We start from the raw sequence: 22181 nt of genomic DNA, 5'->3' as shown, positions 1-22181 counted from the left end.
GAAAGAAAACAGAGCATCGTTCACCAATTAAAAGCCTCTATCCCGATTAGCGGAATAGAGGCTTTACACACAAAAAAGATCCAGTCACCTGAAATGACTGGATCCTCAAGAATAAACTAAATTTCAAAATTAATCGTACCCTGTTCGGTTATTTCAAACGGACCAGATGTAACATCTGCATCCGGTCTCTTTGTTCCGAAGAAATCGGAGTCAAAATAATATGGACTGCTGTCCGGCTTCTCAAACTTCATATTGGCGTGATAAGTCTTTCCAAGCAGATCCGTGGTAACTAACATTGCAGAGGTTCCCCGAAGTAATTCGGGATCATGGATCTGAATGTGCACTTTGCCTAGTGCAGGATTCATCTCAATTTTTACGCCCTTCTGTGCAACTATAGTCGCATCGGATTCATGAGTACTTGGAACTGCATGGTTAAGAAATACATTGCCACCCATAGCTACCGGAAGTACGGCATTGCCTATAAAGAAATCCTTTGCGGCATCGCCAAGCTCCATAAGCTCCTCTTTGGTGTATTCCCACCATTTCTTATCTTTCACATTAGGATGTTGATCGTAGCCGCCAAGTCCAACAGCATGCAGATAACATATGGAATTATCCGGAACCCCGTCCATGACCGTCTTCCCGTCCTCTCCAACTTCATCCCTTGGTTTAAGGGGAAGATGCTCAAAGAAGATAATAGGAACAGGTTCTTTATTCGCATCGTTATCACCCAAGAAGATATTGTTGTAGTACCTGTCATCGCCTCCAGTGATATTGGAGTATCCGGCCATGGCCGTTTCGTGAGGGAAGTGATATGGTGTAACACGGGTAATTTCGGAACGAACGACAAATCGGCCTGCAAACAAATTATGAGCAAATGCCCCTCCCTGAGCCATATTTCTGAAATTCATCGGAGAGAGAAATAGGTTGTGATCGACCATATACGGACCATGGCACACCTCGACGAAGAGGTCTTCTGAAATGTTGTCAAAAAATACATTACGACTGATGCGGGTACCCTGTGCCTGCCAGTCAAGCCAAAGCGCACGGTAACAGCTATAGATGATATTTTCGTTAATTTGAGTATCTAGTGCAGCATGCAGTTTGATCCCTGCTACTTCGGCACCGTGTCTGAGTCGTTTATGGTGAATATTATAAATACGGTTCTGATAAATGCGGCTGAAGACTGCTCCCATATGACCCACAATGCCTGCCTGTTCACAATCATGAATTACATTATCTCGAACGATGTGACTGCCGACGTTATCCTTATGCCAGCCGGAGCGTAATGCTCGTAAAATAACCTCCTGCTCTCGTTGAGTACCGCCTTTACTATGCTTCTCTAAAGACTTGCTGTGACCTGTACCGATTTCGGTACCCAGGCTAATACCAACGCACTTGGATTCACTGATGATATTGTTTTCAATAATCCAGCCCTTACTCCAGTGAGGTCCGATCAAACCTTCCTGGTAATCGGTAGGTGGTGCCCATTGAGGAGAAGCTTGACGAAGTGTGAAACCACTTACGGTTATATAATTGATTCCCGATTTCTCAGGCTAGAAGCAATAAGGACGAACATTAATTTCTACATTTTCCTTACGAGGGTCTTTTCCACCAAAGTTGGGCCAGATTTTGGTTGTCGTAGAACCAACCTTCGGCATACCATTTTAACAATGAATCCTTGGGATACTTGGCTTCGGGCCAAACTTCAGGATTGTGAGCGCTTTCAACACTATTGCACTCATTTAATGATTTGCCATCCAGATAGACATCGCCGAGATGAACCGGGAAAGGCCCATCAAACAACCAGTCTCCACTGAGCTCCACCTCAAAGGGATTACGAACGGAAAAGATAGAGTTGAGCACTTCTGTGCTCCAAACATGGTCTCCTTCAGACTTCCAGTTGGTAATTCGCTCAGCTCCTGTAATCACAACTTCCCCGTCTCCTGCGGATCGATATACGATTCGATGCTCCGCTGTTCCTCCATTCGCCGGGTTAACCCATTCCCTGTATACTCCCGCATGAACAATAACGGTATCACCAGCCATGGCATGAGCCGCAGCGCGTGATATGGTACGAAGGGATTGATCTGCTGTTCCTTTTCCTTGATCATTCCCATGGTTGGATACATGATATTCCATAACAACTCTCCTTCTATTTAAAAATGTTTGATGTATCTCGTTATTATACTAGAAAAAATGTATTGGGAGAGATAGGAAGTCAGGTGTCGGGCTAAAGGTATACTGATATAAGGTAAGCTACATCATTACCCTATGAGGTTGTGGTTTTTTGTTTTTCGAAACTTTAGATATTGTTAAAAGCTATGACTAGCCATGCTTTTTTCATATAACAAGCATTCCTTTTCATCATGCTATACTCATTAGACTAAAAAGTTAGAAGGAGAAATAGTTATGATACCATTTCGTAATGATCATGTAGGTAGCTTTCTACGTCCTGCAGATTTAAGTCAGGCACGTGAACAATATAAATCAGGTAACATCATATATGAAGAATTAAGAGCTGTGGAAGATAAAGAGATTATTCGAATTATTGAAAAGCAGAAGGAGAATGGTGTATCTGCAGTTACGGATGGTGAATTCCGCAGAAGCTGGTGGCATTTTGATTTTCTGGGTGGCTTGGATGGCGTAGAGTTGTATGAGCAAATAGACGGACCGAAATTCCATAATATGCAAACGCGCAAGGGTGGGATTCGTGTTGTTGGTAAAGTTGATTTCTCGAGTCATCCCTTTGTTCAGGATTTTGAGTTTTTGAAAAAGCATGCAGGTGACGCAGTAGCGAAACAGACCATTCCAAGTCCCAACATGCTTCTATATCGATTGGAAAATGACGCTAATATCTATACGGACCGAGAGCAATTCCTTCAGGATACGATTGCGGCGTATCAAAAAGCCATTCAAGCTTTCTATGATGCAGGATGTCGATATCTGCAATTAGATGATACAGCTTGGGCAGACCTATTCTCAGAAGCTGGTCACGATAAGTTACGTGCTAAAGGTCTAGAACCGGCGGAAGAGTTGAAAACAATGCAGCGCATGATTAATGAATCCTTGTCTCAAAAACCGGCAGATTTAGTTGTGACGATGCATATTTGTCGTGGTAACTATAAATCGAACTATTTCTCAACGGGTGGTTATGATTATGCTTCTGAAGTTATTTTTGGTGGCTTAAACGTAGATGGATTATTTTTAGAATTTGATGATGAGCGCTCAGGTAGTTTCGAGCCATTAAAATATGTGAATCGAAAAGATTTGAAAATCGTGCTGGGTTTACTTACATCGAAAACAGGCGAGTTAGAGGATAAAGAACACATTAAAGCTCGGATTGCAGAGGCGGCAACCTATGTACCACTTGAGCAACTTTGTTTGAGTCCACAATGTGGCTTTTCATCTACAGAAGAAGGCAATATTTTAACGGAAGAACAACAATGGCGTAAACTTCGTTATGTGAAGGAAATTGCAGAAGAAGTTTGGAATTAATCCATCTAAATAACGGAGGGGATTCAAAATGACGATCCAAGCAGACCAAGAGACAATTATAGTTGAAGCGTTCATTAATGGTCAGAATGTAAAATCCCTTTCGCAGTTAGCAAAAGAGAATCCGGCAAACCCAACTGAGATCGTAGGCTATTTCCCTGTCACTACGAAAGAACAAGCCGTTGAAGCGATTGAAGCGGCGGCGGCAGCTTTTAAAACATGGAAGCAGACCTCCATTGATGAACGCATTATGATGATGCGCAAGGCGATCGAGAAGATTAGAGCAGCTGAGAATGAAATTGTACATTTGCTGTCTAGAGAGCATGGCAAGCCCCTGTATGATGCACACGGTGAAATTTATGTTTCGTTAATGTGGATGGAGTTTGCTTGTAATGAAGCCGGATCGGCTCTACAGGAAGAGATCAAAGAGCATGAGAATGGTAAAACGATTCTTTCCTATGATCCAATTGGTGTGGTGGCAGCGATTAGTCCATGGAACTATCCCATTGCTTTATCTACGATTAAGATCGCTCCTGCCTTACTTGCGGGCAACACCATTGTGCTTAAACCAAGCCCATATGCGCCACTGGCGGCAGCGAAGGTGGCAGAGATTATTGCGAGTGAGTTTCCGGCTGGGGTAATCAATGTCGTTCATGGTGATGCGGATGTGGGCGTTGAACTGACCAGTAATCCTCTTGTTACTAAAATCGCCTTTACAGGTGGAACTGCAACAGCTAAGCATATTATAAAAGCAGCTTCGGAAACGATTAAGGACATGACGCTTGAGCTTGGTGGTAATGATGCGGCTATCTTCTTGGAAAGCTTTGATGTTCATGATGAGCGAGCAATGCGCCGGATTGTCATTTCTAATTTCTTGACAGCAGGTCAAATCTGTATGATCGCCAAACGTGTGTATGTACACCGTTCTATTTATGATGAGTTTGTGGAAAAATATATAGAGGCGGCAAATCGCTGGATTCGAATTGGTGATCCATTTGATTCAAATACGACAGTAGGCCCGGTTAATAATTTGAAACAGAAAAATGTCGTGCTTGGTTTGGTTGAAGATGCGCAAAATCGCGGGGCTAAGGTCATCCCTCTCGGCCAAATTTTGGATCAAAAGCTGTTTGATCAAGGTTACTACCTACAACCTACGCTTGTTTTAGGTTGCGATGTTCATGATCCGATTGTGGTTGAGGAACAGTTCGGTCCTACGGTTCCGATTCTGCCATTTGACGATGAAGAGCAGGTTATCCATCTACACAATGAAAGCATATATGGATTGACGAGTTCTGTGTGGGGGAAAGAAGAGGATGCTATCTCCGTCGCACGTCAACTCGAAGCTGGAACGACAATGATCAATACAGCTGCTGTGCAGGGGCTCGACGTTCGGTTCCCTTTCGGTGGGGTTAAGCAATCCGGTATTGGCCGTGAATACGGCGTGGAATGTATCCGAACTTATACAGAAAAACATGTCATCAACGTTCCGAAGACACTGGATCTTCCTTATATACCTGAATAAATCTTATAGTACACAACTTTCACATCGTACGAGGAATGTACATGTTAAGTTGAATGTAGGCTCTAACTTTGCGCTTTGTTTACTGATCTTTAAGAATCAGTAGACAGGGCGTTTTTTTGTCAGATAAGTTTGACCGCAGCAACTTTTTAGAAAAAAACAACTCATATCTGATGGAGGTGAGCCTGAAGAAATAAAGAAGCCACTCCATTAGTAATAGGGTGTTTTGTTTATGGACCTCTGTCAAGAAAGTAGACATTTACGCTACGGATTTTCCGGTAAATTGCTGTGCAAAACGGGCAGGGGAAAGGTACCCCAGTGAGCCATGCATTCGCTTGCGGTTGTAATAAAACTCAATGTATTGATAGATGGCCGTGTAGGCCTCTTCCGGTGCTTTAAAGCGTGGATTACAGTAAATGAGTTCCTTCTTCAAAATACTGTGCCAAGACTCGATACAGGCGTTATCGTAACAGTTTCCCCGGCGACTCATGCTCGATTCCATACCGTAGGCACTTAATTGCTCGACATACTCTTTGGAGGTCTATGGGATCCGCGATCCAAATGATGGAGCAGACCCTGACCAGGTCGTTTGGCAGTGTAAGCAGCCTGTAAAGCATCCAGCACCAAACTAGTTTCCATATGATTCGACAAACGCCAACCAACATTTTCACGCGTGCACAAATCCAGGACACTGGCGAGATATAAGCGTCCTCCTCGGCACGGGATGTATGTGATATCTGTAACCCAGACGCTGTTCGGTTTGAGCGTTTTAAACTGTTGATTCAGCGTGTTGGGTGCGACCGGATGGTTATGTTTGGAGTCTGTGGTCTGGACACGATACATCCGGCTAACGGCGGAGCGGAGCTTCATTTGGCGCATGTACACACTTACCGTACGTTCGGTAATCTTAAACCCTTTCAGATGAAGCAACCGGGTGGTTTTGGGGCTACCATATCGCTTGTTGTGGTCGGAAAAATGGTACTGAATTCGCTTCATGATCTGAGATTTCCGAAGCTGCTGCATGCTTGTTTTGTTCATTCGCCATTTGTAGTACCCGCTCCGTGAGACCTGCAGGGTTTCGCACATCTTCTCCAAGTGGAACTCGGAGCAATGGTTCTCCACGAACTGGAATCTCAGTTCTTTGGTTTGCTGAAGATGTGCACCGCTTTTTTGACAATAGCCAGTTCCTCTTCTGTATCGGCAAGTCGATGTTCTTTTTCTTGGAGCATGCGACGCATCTCTTTCAGCTCTGCTTCGAGTTCCTTAACTCGGTCCATACTGGCAGCGGGTTCGTTTTTGAGCTCGCGATATTGGCTCATCCATTGATGTAACGTACTTTTCGGGATGTTAAGCTCTTCCACCAAATCACTGAGTGTCTTCGTCTGTTCTTGAATAAACTTGACCGTTTGCTTTTTGAATTCTTCATTGTATCGTTGCCGTTGTTCTCCCATGTGGACACACCTTCGTTAGTCTTATTATCCTTCTGTCCGTTAACGGGTGTCCACTTTTTATTCTAGCTCCAGATTTCTTCTTAACTGATCTTGCTCTGGAGTTGTAAAGTATTTTTTTTACATTCGCTTGACCACCTCTCGTTTTTTTATTCATTGTACACAAAAAGACCCTACAAGATGACCTTTTTTAAAGTGTCTATCTTATAGGGTACATTTTAATACCTAAGGTCCCCTTTAACTCATCATATTTTCCTTTGGAAAGTGGAATGGAACTTTTCTTTTCATCATCTAATATGAGACTTGTTTCAAATGTATCGATAATCTGTTTATCATTGCTAGCTCAAAGATTTGATTTACTTAAATTTTTTAAAATCATTCGAATCATCTGTCATGTATATCAACCTCTCTATAAGAATATGATGGTTAAATAGAAAAATATAGTTTTTTTTATAGATGATTAAGTTGAGGTTTTGAACTGATTTTTAGACTTTTCCAGGCAAAGGAAAAGCCCATCCCACCATATTATTATTGGCAGAAGGGGCTAGGCTAAAAAATGCTTCTCGCTATCCTCGTTGAATGCAAGCTCAACGCTGACGACTCACTTCCATAAGCTATAGTCGATGTTGGATCCTGCAAGTAAGGCCAGTGCCTGCAAGGCATCAACCGCATCTAGCGAGGAAATATCAAGAACGCTCTTTTGACCAACTGATTAGCTACACCACAAAAATGTCTCAGGAAAAAACAAATAAAAATTCTTTATTTTTACATTAATATATATATGTTGCATATCTACATCAAAGGTTTGTTAAAGACATGAGCTACGAAAGTTGAGTATGGATCGGTTAGAAAAGATTTTATTAATCAAAAACTGTTTCAAGCGCAACTATAGAAGATATTTTTACATTACATATTGAGGTTAGGTCATTACGTATTTCTGTATATGCATATGTAGGGATGACAATTATAGTTGTGTCAGGTTCTGGCTTATAATTTGTTAATTTAATAATAGGGACGCCCATGTATTCTTTTTCACATGGATTCTTGTCTATAAAACATTGTATGTTCGTGAAATCTTTTGCTCTGTCATAGAAGACCTTTCCTATATCACCAGCTCCATATATTGCAATGGAAGAAGGTAGTGTTAGATGACAGAAATTAGCGCGATGTAATTTCATAAGTCGTTGCCATCTAGTTTCATTTATACTCATTTGACGGTAAGCATTATCCACATCTCTAATAGCTTGTAATTGTATTACATGAGAAGAATTTCCGCTTTGGGCTATCTTGAGTTCGGATTGTAAATCAAAGATGAGATTATCTTTATATATTGTCTCTGGATAATTATTTTTCAAATGTAACAGCAAACTATCATCTTGAATCGTATCAAAAAGACTTCTAAGCGCTTCGCGGAAATTTCCCTGATATACGTTGATGTTTAATATATAGTTTTTTTCATGGAAATTTTTTGGTGTAGATAGATATTTAGGAATAAGGTAAATCACAGTATTATCAATGTTATTTTTGGTTATAATTTTGTGTATTTTACTATGGTTACAAGCAATGTAATCTAGCTCTTGTTGATGTTTAACAGCTCGTATAAAACAAACTCCATTTTTAGTTTCTTGTAAGAATCGATGGATTCTTCGAATATACTTTTCCTTTATGGTCGGAAAGTCTTCTGCAAATGAGTTATGAATATCATGATTAAAAATCATGCTATATTTGAAATCCTTAAACTCCTTTGGTTTGTCATCAATTGTTTCAATATTTTCAATAGATAGAAAATCTTTAAAATCATTCTCAATAAAATGGAGTACGCTTTCGTATTCAGAAAAACACCAATCAAAAGGTCCAGAAAAACTTCTAAATCCATTTTTGGATAAAGATGCAGATGTAGCACAAAACCATCCTAATGATACTACTGAGTTGTACAAAATAATTAACTCCTTTTCACAAAATATTATATGAATATATATCGGCATATACACAGTGAAGTATAATGAGTCTTAATTGAAATAGGCAAAAATGCATACATAAATTTCGTACTCCTTTCGTGTTGATGTTATTATCTCAACTTTCGCAGAGTCAAAATCGAGTTGACTCCAAGCGGGGGTTAAGATGTGTCCGTTTTAGTAAGGGTCTTGCCCACATAGAAAACACTGCTTTGTTTGGTAAAGTGGGATTGTCGAGTCAACTTTTGTTTATAAATCTCCTGAACAAACAGGGAGAATGAATCGCACACCAGATCAACGCAGTGATCTCTGTACTAGGCGTTATTTTTTATGAAAGGGTCAGCTCCCTTTTCAAATAGAAGACGGGAATGATTGGGGCTCTGTACATATTTCAGAGTCTCCTCATCCCTTGGTTGAAATTCGATCTGAGCTAGAAGAGCCGCTTGAAACGGTAATTCTTAAGTCCTGGCAAAGTCACCTGGAGATCGTTATCAGAGAGCATATGGTTTACTTCACCAATTGCTTATGGAGATTCTTCCGGAAGTCAGTGCATTGTTGAAAAATGAACGTTTTTCAGATGCGGAAGTTTTAATCAGTAAAGTTCTCTCTTTATTGTTGAGTTGTTTTATAGAGACGCAGTTAGCAAAAGAGAATCCGGCAAACCCAACTGAGATCGTAGGCTATTTCCCTGTCACTACGAAAGAACAAGCCGTTGAAGCGATTGAAGCGGCGGCAGAGGCTTTTAAAACATGGAAGCAGACCTCCATTGATGAACGCATTATAATGATGCGTAAGGCGATCGAGAAGATTAGAGCAGCTGAGAATGAAATTGTTCATTTGCTGTCCAGAGAGCATGGCAAGCCCCTGTATGATGCACACGGTGAAATTTATGTTTCGTTAATGTGGATGGAGTTTGCTTGTAATGAAGCCAAATCGGCTCTACAGGAAGAGATCAAAGCGCATGAGAATGGTAAAACGATTCTTTCCTATGATCCAATTGGTGTGGTGGCAGCGATTAGTCCATGGAACTATCCCATTGCTTTATCTACGATTAAGATCGCTCCTGCCTTACTTGCGGGCAACACCATTGTGCTTAAACCAAGCCCATATGCGCCACTGGCGGCAGCGAAGGTGGCAGAGATTATTGCGAGTGAGTTCCCGGCTGGTGTAATCAATGTCGTCCATGGTGATGCGGATGTGGGCGTTGAACTGACTACCAATCGTCATGTCACAAAGATCACCTTCACAGGTGGCACCGCGACCGCTAAGCATATTATCAAAGCAGCTTCGGAAACGATTAAGGATATGACGCTTGAGCTTGGCGGTAATGATGCGGCGATCTTCTTGGAAAGCTTTGATGTTCATGATGAGCGAGCCATGCGTCGGATTGTCATTTCTAATTTTTTGACAGCAGGCCAGATCTGTATGATCGCCAAACGTGTGTATGTACACCGTTCTATTTATGATGAGTTTGTGAAAAAATATATAGAGGCGGCAAATCGCTGGATTCGAATTGGTGACCCATTTGATTCAAATACGACGGTAGGCCCGGTTAATAACCTGAAGCAGAAAGATTATGTGCTTGGTTTGGTGGAAGATGCGCAAAAGCGCGGGGCTAAGGTCATCCCTCTCGAGCAAATTCTGGATCAGAAGCTGTTTGACCAGGGTTACTACTTACAACCTACGCTTGTTTTGGGTTGTGATGTTCATGATCCAATTGTAGTAGAGGAACAGTTTGGCCCTACGGTTCCGATTCTGCCATTTGACGATGAAGAGCAGGTTATTCATCTACACAATGAAAGCATATATGGATTGACGAGTTCTGTGTGGGGGAAAGAAGAGGATGCCATCTCCGTCGCACGTCAACTGGAAGCTGGAACGACAATGATCAATACGGCTGCTGTGCAGGGGCTCGACGTTCGCTTTCCTTTCGGTGGCTTCAAGCAATCTGGTATTGGCCGTGAATATGGCGCGGAAGGTATCCGCACATATACAGAAAAACATGTCATCAACGTTCCGAAGACATTGGATCTTCCTTATATACCCGAATAAATCTTATAGCACACAACTTTGACATCGTACGAGGTATGTACATGTGAAATTGAAGGTAGGCTCTAACTATGCGCTTTGTTTACTGATCTTTAAGAATCAGTAGACGGGGCGTTTTTTTGTCAGATAAGTTTGACCGCAGCAACTTTTCAGAAAAAAACAACTCATATCTGATGGAGGTGAGCCTGAAGAAATAAAGAAGCCACTCCATTGATGGAGTGGCTTTGTATTCAACTATTATACGGTGAACGGCGGTTATCTTCTGCCTAGTGTCTCCCAAATGCCATGGAGCCAGGAATCGAACTCAGCATCTTTGTCGCCCTCGTAAGTATCATAGATATCCAGACGTGTCTTTTGCAGTTTTTCCTTAAATTGCTCAAATGTGTGACCTTCAGGAAGGCTTTTTTTAATCCGTAGCAAAATTTTGTTAGTACCTTTAAACAGCTCGCCTTTGTTTTTGGCAGGCATTTGTACATCTTCATCCAACTGCTTAAGCTTAAGATATGCAGCTTCACGTACTTGAAACACTTGATCATTTTTCAAAACATGCTGCAGCAACTTAATGGTAGGGGCTGTATCCCAGTTTCCCAATTCGTTCACCGCATTCAGTCTGTCTCTCCAGCTTGACGTCCGATTAGCCGCTCTTTTGAGCTCTTCAAAGTTTTCCGGTAGTTCGTTCACTGCTCCAACATCATGGTTGTTCGTCAAAATTCAATCTCCTTAATCATCGCCATCTCGGCAGAATGATGAATGTTATTTATGTGATCACTATTATAGCACGAACCTGACTAAACTACTCCTATGAAGCCGATTGGCTAGCCTTTTCCTTAATGAAGTCCACCATAAACACCCAACCAATCAGTCCACATAAGACAAAACCAAATGCATACAGAGATCCGTAAATGGGAATAAAATCGAGTATGGTTAAGGAGTACATATTTTTCAGTAACGGATAGAAGATGGAAATGACAACAACCGTGTAGAAAGCTAGGCAAGAAAGGCCTAAAAAAATGGTTGCCTTAATATCCAAAGCATTTTTTCTCAAGTAAGTAAGGAGATAAGCGGTGTAAACCACAATATTACAGGCGAACAAAGTGACACCGATATATTCAATTGGCTTGGAGAAAATCATACCAATAGCAATCAATATAGGTCCGATGATATCGATGGCAACAACCCAAGGATACCAGCTTTTCTTCGTCATGATGCGTCCCAGTGCACCAATAAAAATCGGAACAATAGCAGATGAGAAATGAAAGTGGAGCGAGCTTAACGCGTGCGTTGCAGGATTAGCTTGGAAGAGGTCCAATTGATATTGATATAAGGTAAACCAAATGCCCCCGACAAAAAAATAAACGAGCCCCGCACCAATCGCTATTTCCGCTGCTTTTCCTTTAGAGATGACAATCGTGGTCAAGCCATAGATGCCAAGTAGCAGTGTGAACAGTAGCCACCCAAGGGACAGAATCCCTGGGATTGCCGTACTTTCTAACCCCCACATCCTACTACTCATTACCGAGACCAGGGTAAGAAGCGCAGCAGGAAATTGAAGCCATTTAATAGCAACATAAATCATTCGTTGATATTTATTCTTTGCGTCATAGTTCAAAAGTAAAATCACAAGAGGTACAATGACGAAAGAAGCAAACAGTAGAAACTTTTCAACAAGTTCGAATTGGAAGTAATCAAGATAAAATATAAGAATGGTTATGATTCCACCGGGAAACGCTGGTGCTAATAATGATTTCATTCGTTGCTTCAAGGAACTATTCATGTGGTTTCCTTTCTAACGACGTTTAGTATAGATCGGCAATTCTTCTTTTAGTAGTCTAACACATTTAATTGTCAATATATGAAAATAAGCTTATCTTGCTGCGAGAAGGATTGGTATGGGAGAATAGATGCAATAATACTTATAACGAAATTAAGTTATTGATATATTGCACCCAGAACAATTATGAAATAGCGCTTTAATAAAGGAGCTGTATCAAATGAATAATAATAAAAGTACAGAAATGAAATTCTCTTCAAACGCAGAAAACATTCTACAACAGCTCAATAGTAAAACTAAGCTAGGCGACTTACGAAAAATCGCCAAGGACATAAAAAAAGATCACGAACTAGCGATGGAACTGTGGTCAACCGAAGCGTTTTTACCCAGACTATTAGCAATCTTAATTATGGATAAAAAACTTCTTTCACAAGAAGTGCTAAATAGGCTGGATGAGGATATGCAGACGCACACTTTTGATGAGCGAAATAACTTGATGGATTGGTTAATGGCTAATCAGCTCACCAAAGACAAGAAGACAATTGCATTGATGGAGTCATGGGAAAATAGCCCTTCTGTTCTTCAAAGGCGAGTTTTCTGGTATTATCAAGCGCGATTGAGATGGACTGGGCAAACGCCGCCTGATAACACCGAAGACTTACTATCTACAATAGAAGCTAATATTACGCAGGAGGAACCGGAAGTTCAATGGGCTATGAATTTCACCGCAGCCTGGATAGGCATTTTTGATGAAAAGTATCGTGCACGTTGTATCAAACTAGGTGAGATAACGTGCCTTTATAAAGGTGAAATGGTATCAAAGGGCTGTACTCCAAATTATTTGCCGGAATTCATTGCGATTGAAGTTAACAAACGAAATAAGAATTAGTTACCCCTGCGAATCCCTATGTGATTCGAACTAATGGACCTCCCTGACTGCATCCATTAATAATAATGATGCCTTGCCCAATGAGTAGGAACCAAACCACAGGTTTATTTCTTTCATTATTCTTTCATAGCACTCTGTTATAATTTCAAAAATAAGTAATCAAAATGGAACAAACCGGCTGGGAAAAATGAAACGAAATTCAATAAGTTTTTGACTGTACATTAAAGCCAATAAAGATGAAAGGATAAAAAGAATAGATATGAATATAGCGATAGAGAAAGAGTTGCAAAAACGGCTACTTGTTCCGTGCGAGCAAAGATTACTGTCACTCCTATTTAAGGAACACGTGAATATAGAAGAAATAGAGGATCAGCTTCAGGGTCTGAATATGGATACGGGTAATCATAATTATCTGCTGATGTTAGCTCATTTTGGGTATAACGTCGATTGGATGGGATTTCCGAAGCATGTCATCCCGCAATTAAAAGGCATCTATCGTTATTATCAGGTGGAGAATGCCCTGATGCTACAGAAACTTTTTATGAGTACACAGAAGTTGAATGAAAAGAATATATACCCTTTGCTTTTAAAGGGAGCCGCGATGCGTCTACATTTTGCCTCAGGAGTATCTAGAATGATGGCTGATTTAGACTTTGCGCTCGAGGGCGAACAATATGAAGAAGCGGTTTCGATTTTTCAAGATATGGGTGCGGAGTATATAGTAGAAGCTAAGCATTCCATTACATATAAGTTGGGAAAGACGGAGTTTGATATTCATCATGTCATATTTAAGAACAATCTTGAAAAGGGCAGTGATATTTGGGAGAGAGTTGAACAGGTTGAGGTGAATAGCTGTAAATTCAGAGTATTATCACCGCTAGACATGTTTGTCCATATATTAGATTCGCAATCCAGATGCATATTTGTTGATGAGATGCCGGAACGACGGATGAAGTGGTTATTTGATGCAAAAATGGTCTTGAAAATGATGCCTGACACGGACTGGACAGCAATAGCAAAGCGCGCGAGTGAACTGCATTGTAGTTATCGGGTTCACTTGATGATGAAATTATTTGCAACCTGTTTTCCAGAGGACATTTCGTTAGAGGATGCAGAAATTTTATTTGCAGTGGATAGTGGATATGGCAAATGGCTAAAAGACGCAATGGATTTTTATGAGACGATTGTGCCTTATATGAAAGAACGCCGTGCGGACGAAAATAGTTCAATCACGCTGCGGGTAATACATTTAAGAATAAAATATAAACCTATCAGAAAGGAGTATAGATATTATTCTCATGAATTAAAGGAAGTAGAATCTGGTATGTGTTTTGCAAAATATGTTGCCGAACTTTACCACTTAAATAGACCCGTGAAATTGTATCAGAAATTTCTCTCACGGTTAAGACTTCGTTGATTAGAACAAATACTATGCGAGAAAAGAGAGAATAATGGATGGATAATGAAAAAGCTACAATTTCCACTTTCTTCGAAGATGTTAATAAGCGAATTTTGAAGAAAAACGGGATGTACTATAAGAATATGCAAATCAGATTAGCAGGTAAGGTTCTCGAAATTCGATATTGGGATGAGATAGAGGTTTCATTAATACGATCATCTCTTTTGGGAAGAGTCCTTTCAAATGAGCAATACGTAGTGCCGGATGCAGTAATCTGGTGCTATACGGATGATGTTAATGTCTATATTCCCGATTCGTTTCGCGATAAGCCGCTGCCAGAAGGAGCAATAACCGATGTATATCAGGGAAAGGATGCAACGGGAAGCATCAAGGTTACTAGAAGTACGGAGATGGAGGGTGCCGACTACATCAGGAAGACCTATTATTTCTGCAGACAAGCAGGCACTGATTATGATGATTGCATGTTGGGACATCCACTTATAAGATGTTTTTATTTTTGGGCAGAGCAGGAGAACATATTGATTCTGCATTCCGCTGCAGTCGGATTTAATCATAAGGGTGTATTGATAAGTGCGCGGGGTGGTGCTGGGAAGTCAACTTTATCGGTGAGTTGCTTGCTTGAGGGGTTAGATTTTGTGGCAGATGATTATGTTATGATGCATGAAGTGGGAGAACGAAATGCACTTCCACTATATACAATGGTTGGATTGAATTCGGATATGTATCAGATTTTGAAACCGAACATGCCTGTTATCAAGACGGAGGAAAAGCGAAACGGGAAGAAGTTCTTTGATGCATCCGCCTATCCTTTTCAGGAAGAATTACCGATTAAAGCTATTTTGTGTCCAACTGTTACAGAGGGAAGCGATCCAATGATTGTGCCGACGGACCGAGGTTCAGTATTGGTAAAATTGGTTCATTCCAGTGTAAGTCAGATTGGCGGACGAAGAGATACAGAAATGGTTAAGAGAATGATGGACAGACTGAAGGATTTACCCGTTTATGAGTTCCGTTTAAGTAAAGACCTTAAGAAGAATGTAATCGTATTGCAAAACTTTATGGAGGGACTTTAACATGTATAAATTAAATGATGAGAAGATGTTTTATGATATTGCTGACGGACAAGCCATTATAATCAATTTTGTTACTGGAATGTATTATGGAGCAAGTGCTCTTGGATCGATGGTTTTAGATGCGTTGATGCAAGGCAAGGACCCGAAGCAGATTGTCGATACAATTAAAAATAATGAAGACTGTGTAGTGGATATTGATCAGCGTGTAGAGCGGTTTATTGCTGCGCTTACGGAAAAGGAAATATTTATTTTAGATGATCAACCTTACAGCCAAGAATCATTGGGCGATTTTGTCGTGGTTCATGGAGATTACAGCCTTGAGTTGAATGAATTCGCGGAGGTTCAAGATCTTCTGTTGGCAGACCCTGTACATGATGTGGAAGCAGATATGGGATGGCCTAAGCTAAAAGAAGAGGATTAATACAATGAGGCTATCCATTATTATGCCTGTATATAATGCGGGATATTATTTAGAAGAAGCAGTGGAATCGATATCGAACCAGACCTGGAATGGCGAGAAGGAGATTATTATTGTAGATGATCAATCAGAAGATCAATCCTTTGCGACTGCCCAAAGATTAGGTGATCGTGTGATCTCGGTGGAACATGGTGGTGCAGCAAAAGCAAGGAATGTCGGACTCAAGATGGCTTGTGGGGATTATGTATTATTTCTGGATGCAGATGATGTTTTGTCTCAGGATGCATTGGATAATCTTTTTACTGCCATGGAAGATGAATCGAACTGTGTTGTTGTATATGGAAAGGCAAAAGATTTTATTTCGCCGGAGTTATCGAGTGAACAAAGGATGAAACTGAAGGCAAGAGAAAACGGTTATGGCGGTGTATTGCCGGGCTGCGCGCTTATCAAAAAATCAGTCTTTGATCGGAACGGATACTTCGATGAAAATCTTTCAAGTGGAGAAACGGTAGATTGGATGATGAGTTTGAAGGAAACACGAGCCGTGGTTCGGGAAATCAATCAAGTAACGTTAAGGCGACGCCTTCATATGACCAATACAGGACGTTTAAAACGTGAAGAAGAAATGAAAAATTATGCAGCTATTTTAAGGAAAAGGATGTCAAAAGAATGAAACCGTTAGTATCCATCATAACGCCAATCTACAATGCCATGCCATATTTAAACACCTTCTTAGATTCTGTAGAAAACCAGACCTATGCGCCGTTAGAACTTATTTTGGTAGATGACGGGTCTACCGATGATTCACTCTCGGTCCTTACAGAGCGGGCAGTTATAATGGAAGAAAAAGGTATATCGGTGAAAGTTCTATCCCAAAACCATGCAGGACAGGTGGCTGCTGTAAATCTAGCACTTCCGAGTGTCCACGGCGAACTATTAACCTGGTGCGATGCGGATGACTACTGGACGGATGACAGTATTGAAAAGAAGGTAGAGTGTCTTCTAACTCATCCTGATATTAATATGGTGCGAAGCAACGGATTAATCAAAGATGAGACAGAGAATCCGATTATGTATAGAGAAAAAAATAATCAGCCGTTTTTGTCCGATATATTTGATGATTTGTTCCATGAACGTATCTTGGAACTTGCGGGCCGATTTATGGTGCGAACAGAAGCCTTGTTTTCCTGTTATCCGAATCGTCAGATTCCGGCATCCACTGTGGATCAGAATCCGCAGCTGCTACTTCCAATCGCGAGCAGAAGCAAGTGTGCTTATCTAAACGAGGAGCTGCATGTATATTGCAGGAGAAGTAGCGGTCATTCTAGTACGAAGCGTAGTTTCACGGAGACTATGAAACGGATAGAAGATATCAAGCAGCTTTATTTAAGTATTTTGCCTTATTGTGAATGTGATCAAGAGTATTATCACAAAGAAGTGGAACATATGATTGCTGCATTTAAGAAGACCTTAATGCAAACTACGGCCATGATAGCAAGAAATAGAACGAGCAACGAGTGAAGACTGAAATTACTGTGCAGTAGTTTTGATGGACTATACGAAGAAAGCGGCGACTTGCCTTGAATAAATCACTCGGAGTAAATTTACTTACATTATGGAATCTGTTTGGTCGAAAGCGACAGATTCAATTTGGCGTGCTTGTCTTTTTCTATGTGATCGGTGCAGTGTTAGAGACCGCAAGCATTTCACTTATTTTTCCTTTTGTTTCTACTATTCTAGAAGGGGATCATGAGAGTATTAGCAAAGTTGCTTTTTTTGCGGGAATTGTTTTTATATGTTTTCTAGTAAAAAACGTGTTTGTATATGGGTTAGGAATTATAAAGCGCAAATATATCGTTAACCAATATAAGGATACAAGCAAGTCATTGTTGCGCATGCACCTGGATCAAGATTATCAATCTTTCACTGATGAAGATTCGTCGGCTCTTATTAATAATATTAACAAATACACGGGTTCCATCTTCCTGAGTATACAGAGCATGCTGGAGTTTATTGCAGAATCTGTCGTCATTCTCATGCTTTTGGCTTACATGTGCGTCCTAAATGTCAATATTTCAGCGGCTTTGATTCTGGTGTATGTTCTTATCATGATCTTGTTCCATCGGTTTATTTATACTAAAGTGCGAGAGACCGGAAAACGTTCCAATCACAGCTTCGACCGAATGAGTGCCGTCACAAGAGAGGCCATAAATGGTATCAAGGAAGTGAAATTGTATCATGCAAAAGACGCAGTGGAGCATCTCTATGAAGGGTACATCGAGGAAAATGTAACCTTAGAAGTAAAGCAAACTGTCTATTCCACATTGCCTAGACATCTGATTGAATTGATTACGGTGGCTTGTATGTTGATGGCGTTTCTTGCTGTTTATGTAACGAATGGCTCATCCGAGGACGTCATGTCGAAAATGGCCATTCTAGCCTTGATTTTAATTAGAGTTATGCCAGGAGTGACCAGAATAAATGGTTATTTGTCTTCTTTGTATGCGAACTCCTCGGTTTTGGATCGAATGGACGGAGGTTTCTACGAGAAGATTCAAGGGATATTAAAAGAAGACACACAAAGCAAATCGCATGCCGCAGATGTTCAAGACAAAGATACACATACTACAGGCAGATTTAATCAGGGCAGCAAAATTGTATGTAGTAACCTGTCTTTTTCCTATGAGAATGGAAAAGAAGTGTTGAAGAAAATAAGCGTTGAGATTCCTTGTGGTGCTATTGTCGGTTTAAGGGGCCCCTCCGGAATAGGCAAAAGTACACTGTTAAATCTGTTGACGGGTCTTCTTGTGCCAAATGACGGAAGACTCGATATCGAGCATGGAGATGGAACGACGGAGCAACTTAGCGAGGCAAAGCTTCGTTTCGGATATCTTCCCCAAAAAGTATTTTTGTTGAATGCAAACCTGAAGGAAAATATTGTTTTCTATCGGGACTATGATAAAGAAAAAATGACGCATGCTATATCGGTGGCTCAAATAGCAGATATGATTGCAGGGTTAGGTCAAGGTGAAAACACCAATCTTGGTGAGAACGGAATCTTTCTTTCCGGGGGACAGTGCCAACGCGTAGGCCTAGCGAGGGCGGTGTACGATTCTCCGGATATCTTGGTGTTGGACGAGGGAACATCCGCATTAGACGAATGCCTTGAAGAGGAAGTGATGAGAGCAGTGTCTAGATTAAATAATCAGACTGTTATCATTGCATCTCATCGAGAATCAACTCTAAAGTATTGTGATTTCGTTTATGAATTGAAGTGATTTGATAGAGCGAAATGTTGAAGCCGATTAGAGACAGCTGCAAGTAAAGTTGTCTCTAATCGGTTTTTTCTGCTTCCTGGGGGATCAGTTTGGTTCGAGCCAAGTGTATACGTTAGAAGTAGGGATGGATCGTGGTTCCATCATCGCTACGTTCTTTCATTATTCTTTCATAGCCCTCTGTTAATATCCATAGGAGTGATGGTTCTCGGATCTGGGTTAAAAGCATGCTCTAGCAAGGCTATCATTCTGACATATGCCGATAGAAAATAATCAAGGATTAGTCACCTAGTCAAAGGGATGAAGGAGAGGATACATATTGTTATCGTTTAATTGGAAAAAGACGGTTTATCTTGTTATAAGCTTCGTATTGTTATTCAGCACAATCGTTCCGTTCGAGGTGCGATCAGTATATGCTGCAGACCCTTCTTCACCTGTTAAAGCGGTGAAAATAGACGCAGGAGGGAATGCTTCAATGGCGTTAAAGTCAGATGGTACCGTGGTTAGCTGGGGGACAGGTCAACTAAACGTCCCCTTAGGACTCAGCGAAGTTGCTGCAATTGATGTTGGGTATTTTCATATACTTGCATTGAAATCAGATGGCACGGTGGTCGGCTGGGGGGACAATAGCTTTGGTCAACTAAATGTGCCAGTGGGCTTGAATGATGTGGTGGCAATCGCCACAGGAAGCAGCCATTCGCTTGCATTGAAGTCAGACAGCACGGTTATCGGCTGGGGGGGCAACACCGACGGTCAAACCAATGTACCAGTGATTGTAGAAGGGGTAGTGGCGATTTCTGCTGGAAACGTCCACTCGCTTGCACTGAAGTCAGATGGCACAGTGGTCGCTTGGGGAGGCAACAATAGGGGTCAAACCAATGTGCCCGTAGGGTTAGACCGAGTAGTGGCGATCGCTGCAGGAGAAACTCATTCACTAGCGCTAAGGTCAGATGGCACAGTGGTCGCCTGGGGATCTAATCAGGACGGTCAAACCAATGTGCCAGCGGGCTTAGACGGAGTAGTGGCGATTGTTGCAGGAGAATATCATTCATTAGCGCTAAAGTCAGATGGTACCATAGTTGCCTGGGGATACAATAATAGTGGTCAAACCAATGTACCAGCCGACTTAGAAGGAGTAGTAGCGGTCGCTGCAGGTCATTTTCATTCGCTTGCCTTAAAGTCAGATGGTACCGTAATTACCTGGGGATATAATCAGGATGGACAAATGAATGTACCTGGGAATGCCAATCTGAGCGATCTTAAGCTACAGGAAGGGGATTTCACAGAATCCTTTGATCCTTCAGTCATGGACTATACGTATTATTACGACGGTCGATCGCTGTCCAGTGTAGATGTAACGTCGACAATGGCAAGCACGGACCAGACAGTTATGTATGTGAACGGTGAGATTCTGCCGTCTGGCAGCACGAAGACGATAAACTTTGCGGGAGCAACTACAGATACGGTCATTCCTGTTCAAGTGAAGCCTTATATGCTACCCGGTCAAACGTATACCATTACGCTGGCGATTGATTCAACGTCTCCGGAAGTACAGTTTGGTACGAATGGTGGTGTAGTCGCAGCGAAAACTGCAGCAAGCATCGTAACGGTCAGCGATCTACAAAGCGGAATAGATGATCATTCACTACAATATGTGTGGACGCAAAGTACGGCCGTTCCGGCAATGGGCTGGTTGTCCTTTAGAGACGGCGATACGTTGAGTCAGACTAGCGGGAATGGAAGATGGTACTTACACATTCGCGCAATAGACAAAGTAGGGAATGTTAAGGAGGCTGTTTCGAATCCGTTTCTACTGGATAACACAACGCCGGCACCAGCACCGAGCCCAATAGATCAAGGCGGTAGTTCACCTGTTGCGCCTTCGGTAACCCCATCCCGATCTAACCAGGCAGCTTTAGCTAAAATAAATGTTTATCATTCCGGAAAGACATTAGAATTATCTCCTAAGTTCACGTCGGGGACTACGACGTATACAGTAGAAACAGACGCTGCGCAGGTTGAACTGGAAGTAGCTTCAGCCCATCCCAAGGCGGTTGTGAAGCTGTTGGGAGAACGGATAAGTGAGATGACGACTGTACCTTTGGTGATGGGTGCCAATGTATTAACCCTTACGGTTCAAGCTGAGGACGGAACAATCAAGACGTATACCGTCACCATTAATCGTATGACCCATGATGAACATCATGTTCCTTCAGCTCCGGTATGTCGGTTCACGGATATCGAGAATCACTGGGCAACATCAGATATATGCGAGGCAGCCGAATTGGGTATTGTGGAGGGGATGGATGCCCAGACCTTTGTACCAAGAGGCAACGTAACACGAACGGAGTTCGCTGTTATGCTGATGCGGACACTTCAGATCCCGATAGGCACCGAATCAAGTGAGGTATCTTTCAGCGATGCAGAGAGCATTCCGGCATGGGCGCGTCTGGCGATCCAGACAGCCGTGGCGGAGGGCGTTCTGCAAGGATATCCCGACGGAACATTAAGACCGAAGCAAACGGTAAGCCGTGCAGAGATGGCTACGATGGTGTCCAAGGCCATGGAATGGAAGGTTGGCAGTACGGATAGCCCCTACTTCTCTGATGATGCACACATTCCAACATGGGCCAAAGCTTATGTCGAAGCTGCTCGAGAGCACGGACTTTTGGAAGGAAAAGAAGGTAAGCGATTTGTCCCGGATGGACGAACAACAAGAGCTGAAGCAGCGGTTGTACTCTTGCGACTTTGGAAATCTATACAATAAGCAACACCAAGGAATGCCCCGATGTCATTAGAATGATATCAGGGGCATTTTTTTATTGAAGTCTGATAGGAGATATGCTTGTAATCCATAATTTCCTCTACT

19 protein-coding genes are annotated in these 22181 nt (G+C 41.7%); 11 read left to right on the top strand and 8 right to left on the bottom strand.

The genetic code is table 11. The features are described 5' to 3' along the window. Positions 1-116: 116 nt before the first annotated feature. Together HF638_RS24665 and HF638_RS24660 are read right to left on the bottom strand one after the other, a co-directional pair. Positions 117-1460 carry a right-handed parallel beta-helix repeat-containing protein gene (locus HF638_RS24665; protein ID WP_169482634.1) on the bottom strand — a complete coding sequence of 448 codons (1344 nt, stop codon included), beginning with the start codon at positions 1458-1460 and terminating at the stop codon, positions 117-119. A 136-nt stretch (positions 1461-1596) separates the two neighbouring features. Beyond that, positions 1597-2142 carry a hypothetical protein gene (locus HF638_RS24660; protein WP_169482632.1) on the bottom strand — a complete coding sequence of 182 codons (546 nt, stop codon included), beginning with the start codon at positions 2140-2142 and terminating at the stop codon, positions 1597-1599. A gap of 270 nt (positions 2143-2412) precedes the next feature. Here HF638_RS24660 and HF638_RS24655 point away from each other — a divergent pair, with 270 nt between their 5' ends. Both HF638_RS24655 and HF638_RS24650 read left to right on the top strand, forming a co-directional pair. Then, complete coding sequence (locus tag HF638_RS24655; protein WP_169482631.1) at positions 2413-3498, top strand: 5-methyltetrahydropteroyltriglutamate--homocysteine S-methyltransferase; 1086 nt, start codon at positions 2413-2415, stop codon at positions 3496-3498. Between the two features lie 28 nt (positions 3499-3526). Then, a complete protein-coding gene (locus HF638_RS24650; RefSeq protein ID WP_169482629.1) occupies positions 3527-5017 on the top strand; it encodes an aldehyde dehydrogenase family protein in 1491 nt (496 codons plus the stop codon). Between the two features lie 256 nt (positions 5018-5273). Here the strand turns inward: HF638_RS24650 and HF638_RS24645 are convergent, their stop codons facing one another. The 4 genes from HF638_RS24645 to HF638_RS24630 form a co-directional block, all read right to left on the bottom strand. Then, entirely contained in the window at positions 5274-5516 is a 243-nt protein-coding gene (locus HF638_RS24645; RefSeq protein ID WP_169482628.1) for an integrase core domain-containing protein, read from the bottom strand. An 11-nt stretch (positions 5517-5527) separates the two neighbouring features. Then, the gene (locus tag HF638_RS24640) at positions 5528-6136 is read right to left on the bottom strand and encodes an IS3 family transposase (RefSeq protein ID WP_348982127.1); all 609 of its coding nucleotides are present in this window, start codon (positions 6134-6136) and stop codon (positions 5528-5530) included. Between the two features lie 11 nt (positions 6137-6147). Then, the gene (locus HF638_RS24635; RefSeq protein ID WP_169482626.1) at positions 6148-6465 is read right to left on the bottom strand and encodes a transposase; all 318 of its coding nucleotides are present in this window, start codon (positions 6463-6465) and stop codon (positions 6148-6150) included. An 857-nt stretch (positions 6466-7322) separates the two neighbouring features. Beyond that, positions 7323-8399, bottom strand: coding sequence for a DUF1796 family putative cysteine peptidase (locus HF638_RS24630; RefSeq protein WP_169482624.1), 1077 nt, complete (start codon positions 8397-8399; stop codon positions 7323-7325). Positions 8400-9008: 609 nt separating this feature from the next. On the opposite strand from HF638_RS24630, the gene HF638_RS24625 reads away from it, so the two are divergent. Then, positions 9009-10469, top strand: coding sequence for an aldehyde dehydrogenase family protein (locus HF638_RS24625; protein ID WP_348982134.1), 1461 nt, complete (start codon positions 9009-9011; stop codon positions 10467-10469). Positions 10470-10721: 252 nt separating this feature from the next. Here the strand turns inward: HF638_RS24625 and HF638_RS24620 are convergent, their stop codons facing one another. Further along, positions 10722-11174 (bottom strand): HEAT repeat domain-containing protein, encoded by a 453-nt coding sequence (locus tag HF638_RS24620; protein WP_169482622.1) that lies wholly within the window; start codon positions 11172-11174, stop codon positions 10722-10724. 91 nt (positions 11175-11265) lie between these two features. Then, entirely contained in the window at positions 11266-12240 is a 975-nt protein-coding gene (locus HF638_RS24615; RefSeq protein ID WP_169482621.1) for a YndJ family transporter, read from the bottom strand. 217 nt (positions 12241-12457) lie between these two features. Here HF638_RS24615 and HF638_RS24610 point away from each other — a divergent pair, with 217 nt between their 5' ends. From HF638_RS24610 to HF638_RS24575, 8 genes are all read left to right on the top strand, one after another. Then, positions 12458-13126, top strand: coding sequence for a DNA alkylation repair protein (locus tag HF638_RS24610; RefSeq protein WP_169482619.1), 669 nt, complete (start codon positions 12458-12460; stop codon positions 13124-13126). A 259-nt stretch (positions 13127-13385) separates the two neighbouring features. Further along, positions 13386-14543 (top strand): nucleotidyltransferase family protein, encoded by a 1158-nt coding sequence (locus HF638_RS24605; RefSeq protein ID WP_169482617.1) that lies wholly within the window; start codon positions 13386-13388, stop codon positions 14541-14543. Positions 14544-14581: 38 nt separating this feature from the next. Next, positions 14582-15619, top strand: a complete 1038-nt coding sequence (locus HF638_RS24600) for a phosphoenolpyruvate carboxykinase (ATP) (RefSeq protein WP_169482615.1) — start codon at positions 14582-14584, stop codon at positions 15617-15619. Position 15620: 1 nt separating this feature from the next. Further along, the gene (locus tag HF638_RS24595; RefSeq protein ID WP_076252136.1) at positions 15621-16040 is read left to right on the top strand and encodes a hypothetical protein; all 420 of its coding nucleotides are present in this window, start codon (positions 15621-15623) and stop codon (positions 16038-16040) included. 4 nt (positions 16041-16044) lie between these two features. After that, positions 16045-16710 carry a glycosyltransferase family A protein gene (locus tag HF638_RS24590; RefSeq protein ID WP_169482614.1) on the top strand — a complete coding sequence of 222 codons (666 nt, stop codon included), beginning with the start codon at positions 16045-16047 and terminating at the stop codon, positions 16708-16710. Continuing rightward, on the top strand, positions 16707-17558 hold the full coding sequence (locus tag HF638_RS24585; RefSeq protein WP_076252131.1) for a glycosyltransferase family A protein: 852 nt from the start codon (positions 16707-16709) through the stop codon (positions 17556-17558). Before HF638_RS24590 ends, HF638_RS24585 begins: the two co-directional genes overlap by 4 nt. A gap of 59 nt (positions 17559-17617) precedes the next feature. After that, the gene (locus HF638_RS24580) at positions 17618-19315 is read left to right on the top strand and encodes an ATP-binding cassette domain-containing protein (protein WP_169482612.1); all 1698 of its coding nucleotides are present in this window, start codon (positions 17618-17620) and stop codon (positions 19313-19315) included. Between the two features lie 472 nt (positions 19316-19787). After that, positions 19788-22079 carry an S-layer homology domain-containing protein gene (locus tag HF638_RS24575; RefSeq protein WP_169482610.1) on the top strand — a complete coding sequence of 764 codons (2292 nt, stop codon included), beginning with the start codon at positions 19788-19790 and terminating at the stop codon, positions 22077-22079. Positions 22080-22181: the final 102 nt, after the last annotated feature.

This window comes from Paenibacillus sp. SZ31, from assembly GCF_012912005.1.
GTDB lineage: Bacteria > Bacillota > Bacilli > Paenibacillales > Paenibacillaceae > Paenibacillus.
Note: the sequence above shows the minus strand (reverse complement) of the source record. Positions and strands in the feature narration are given on the sequence as shown.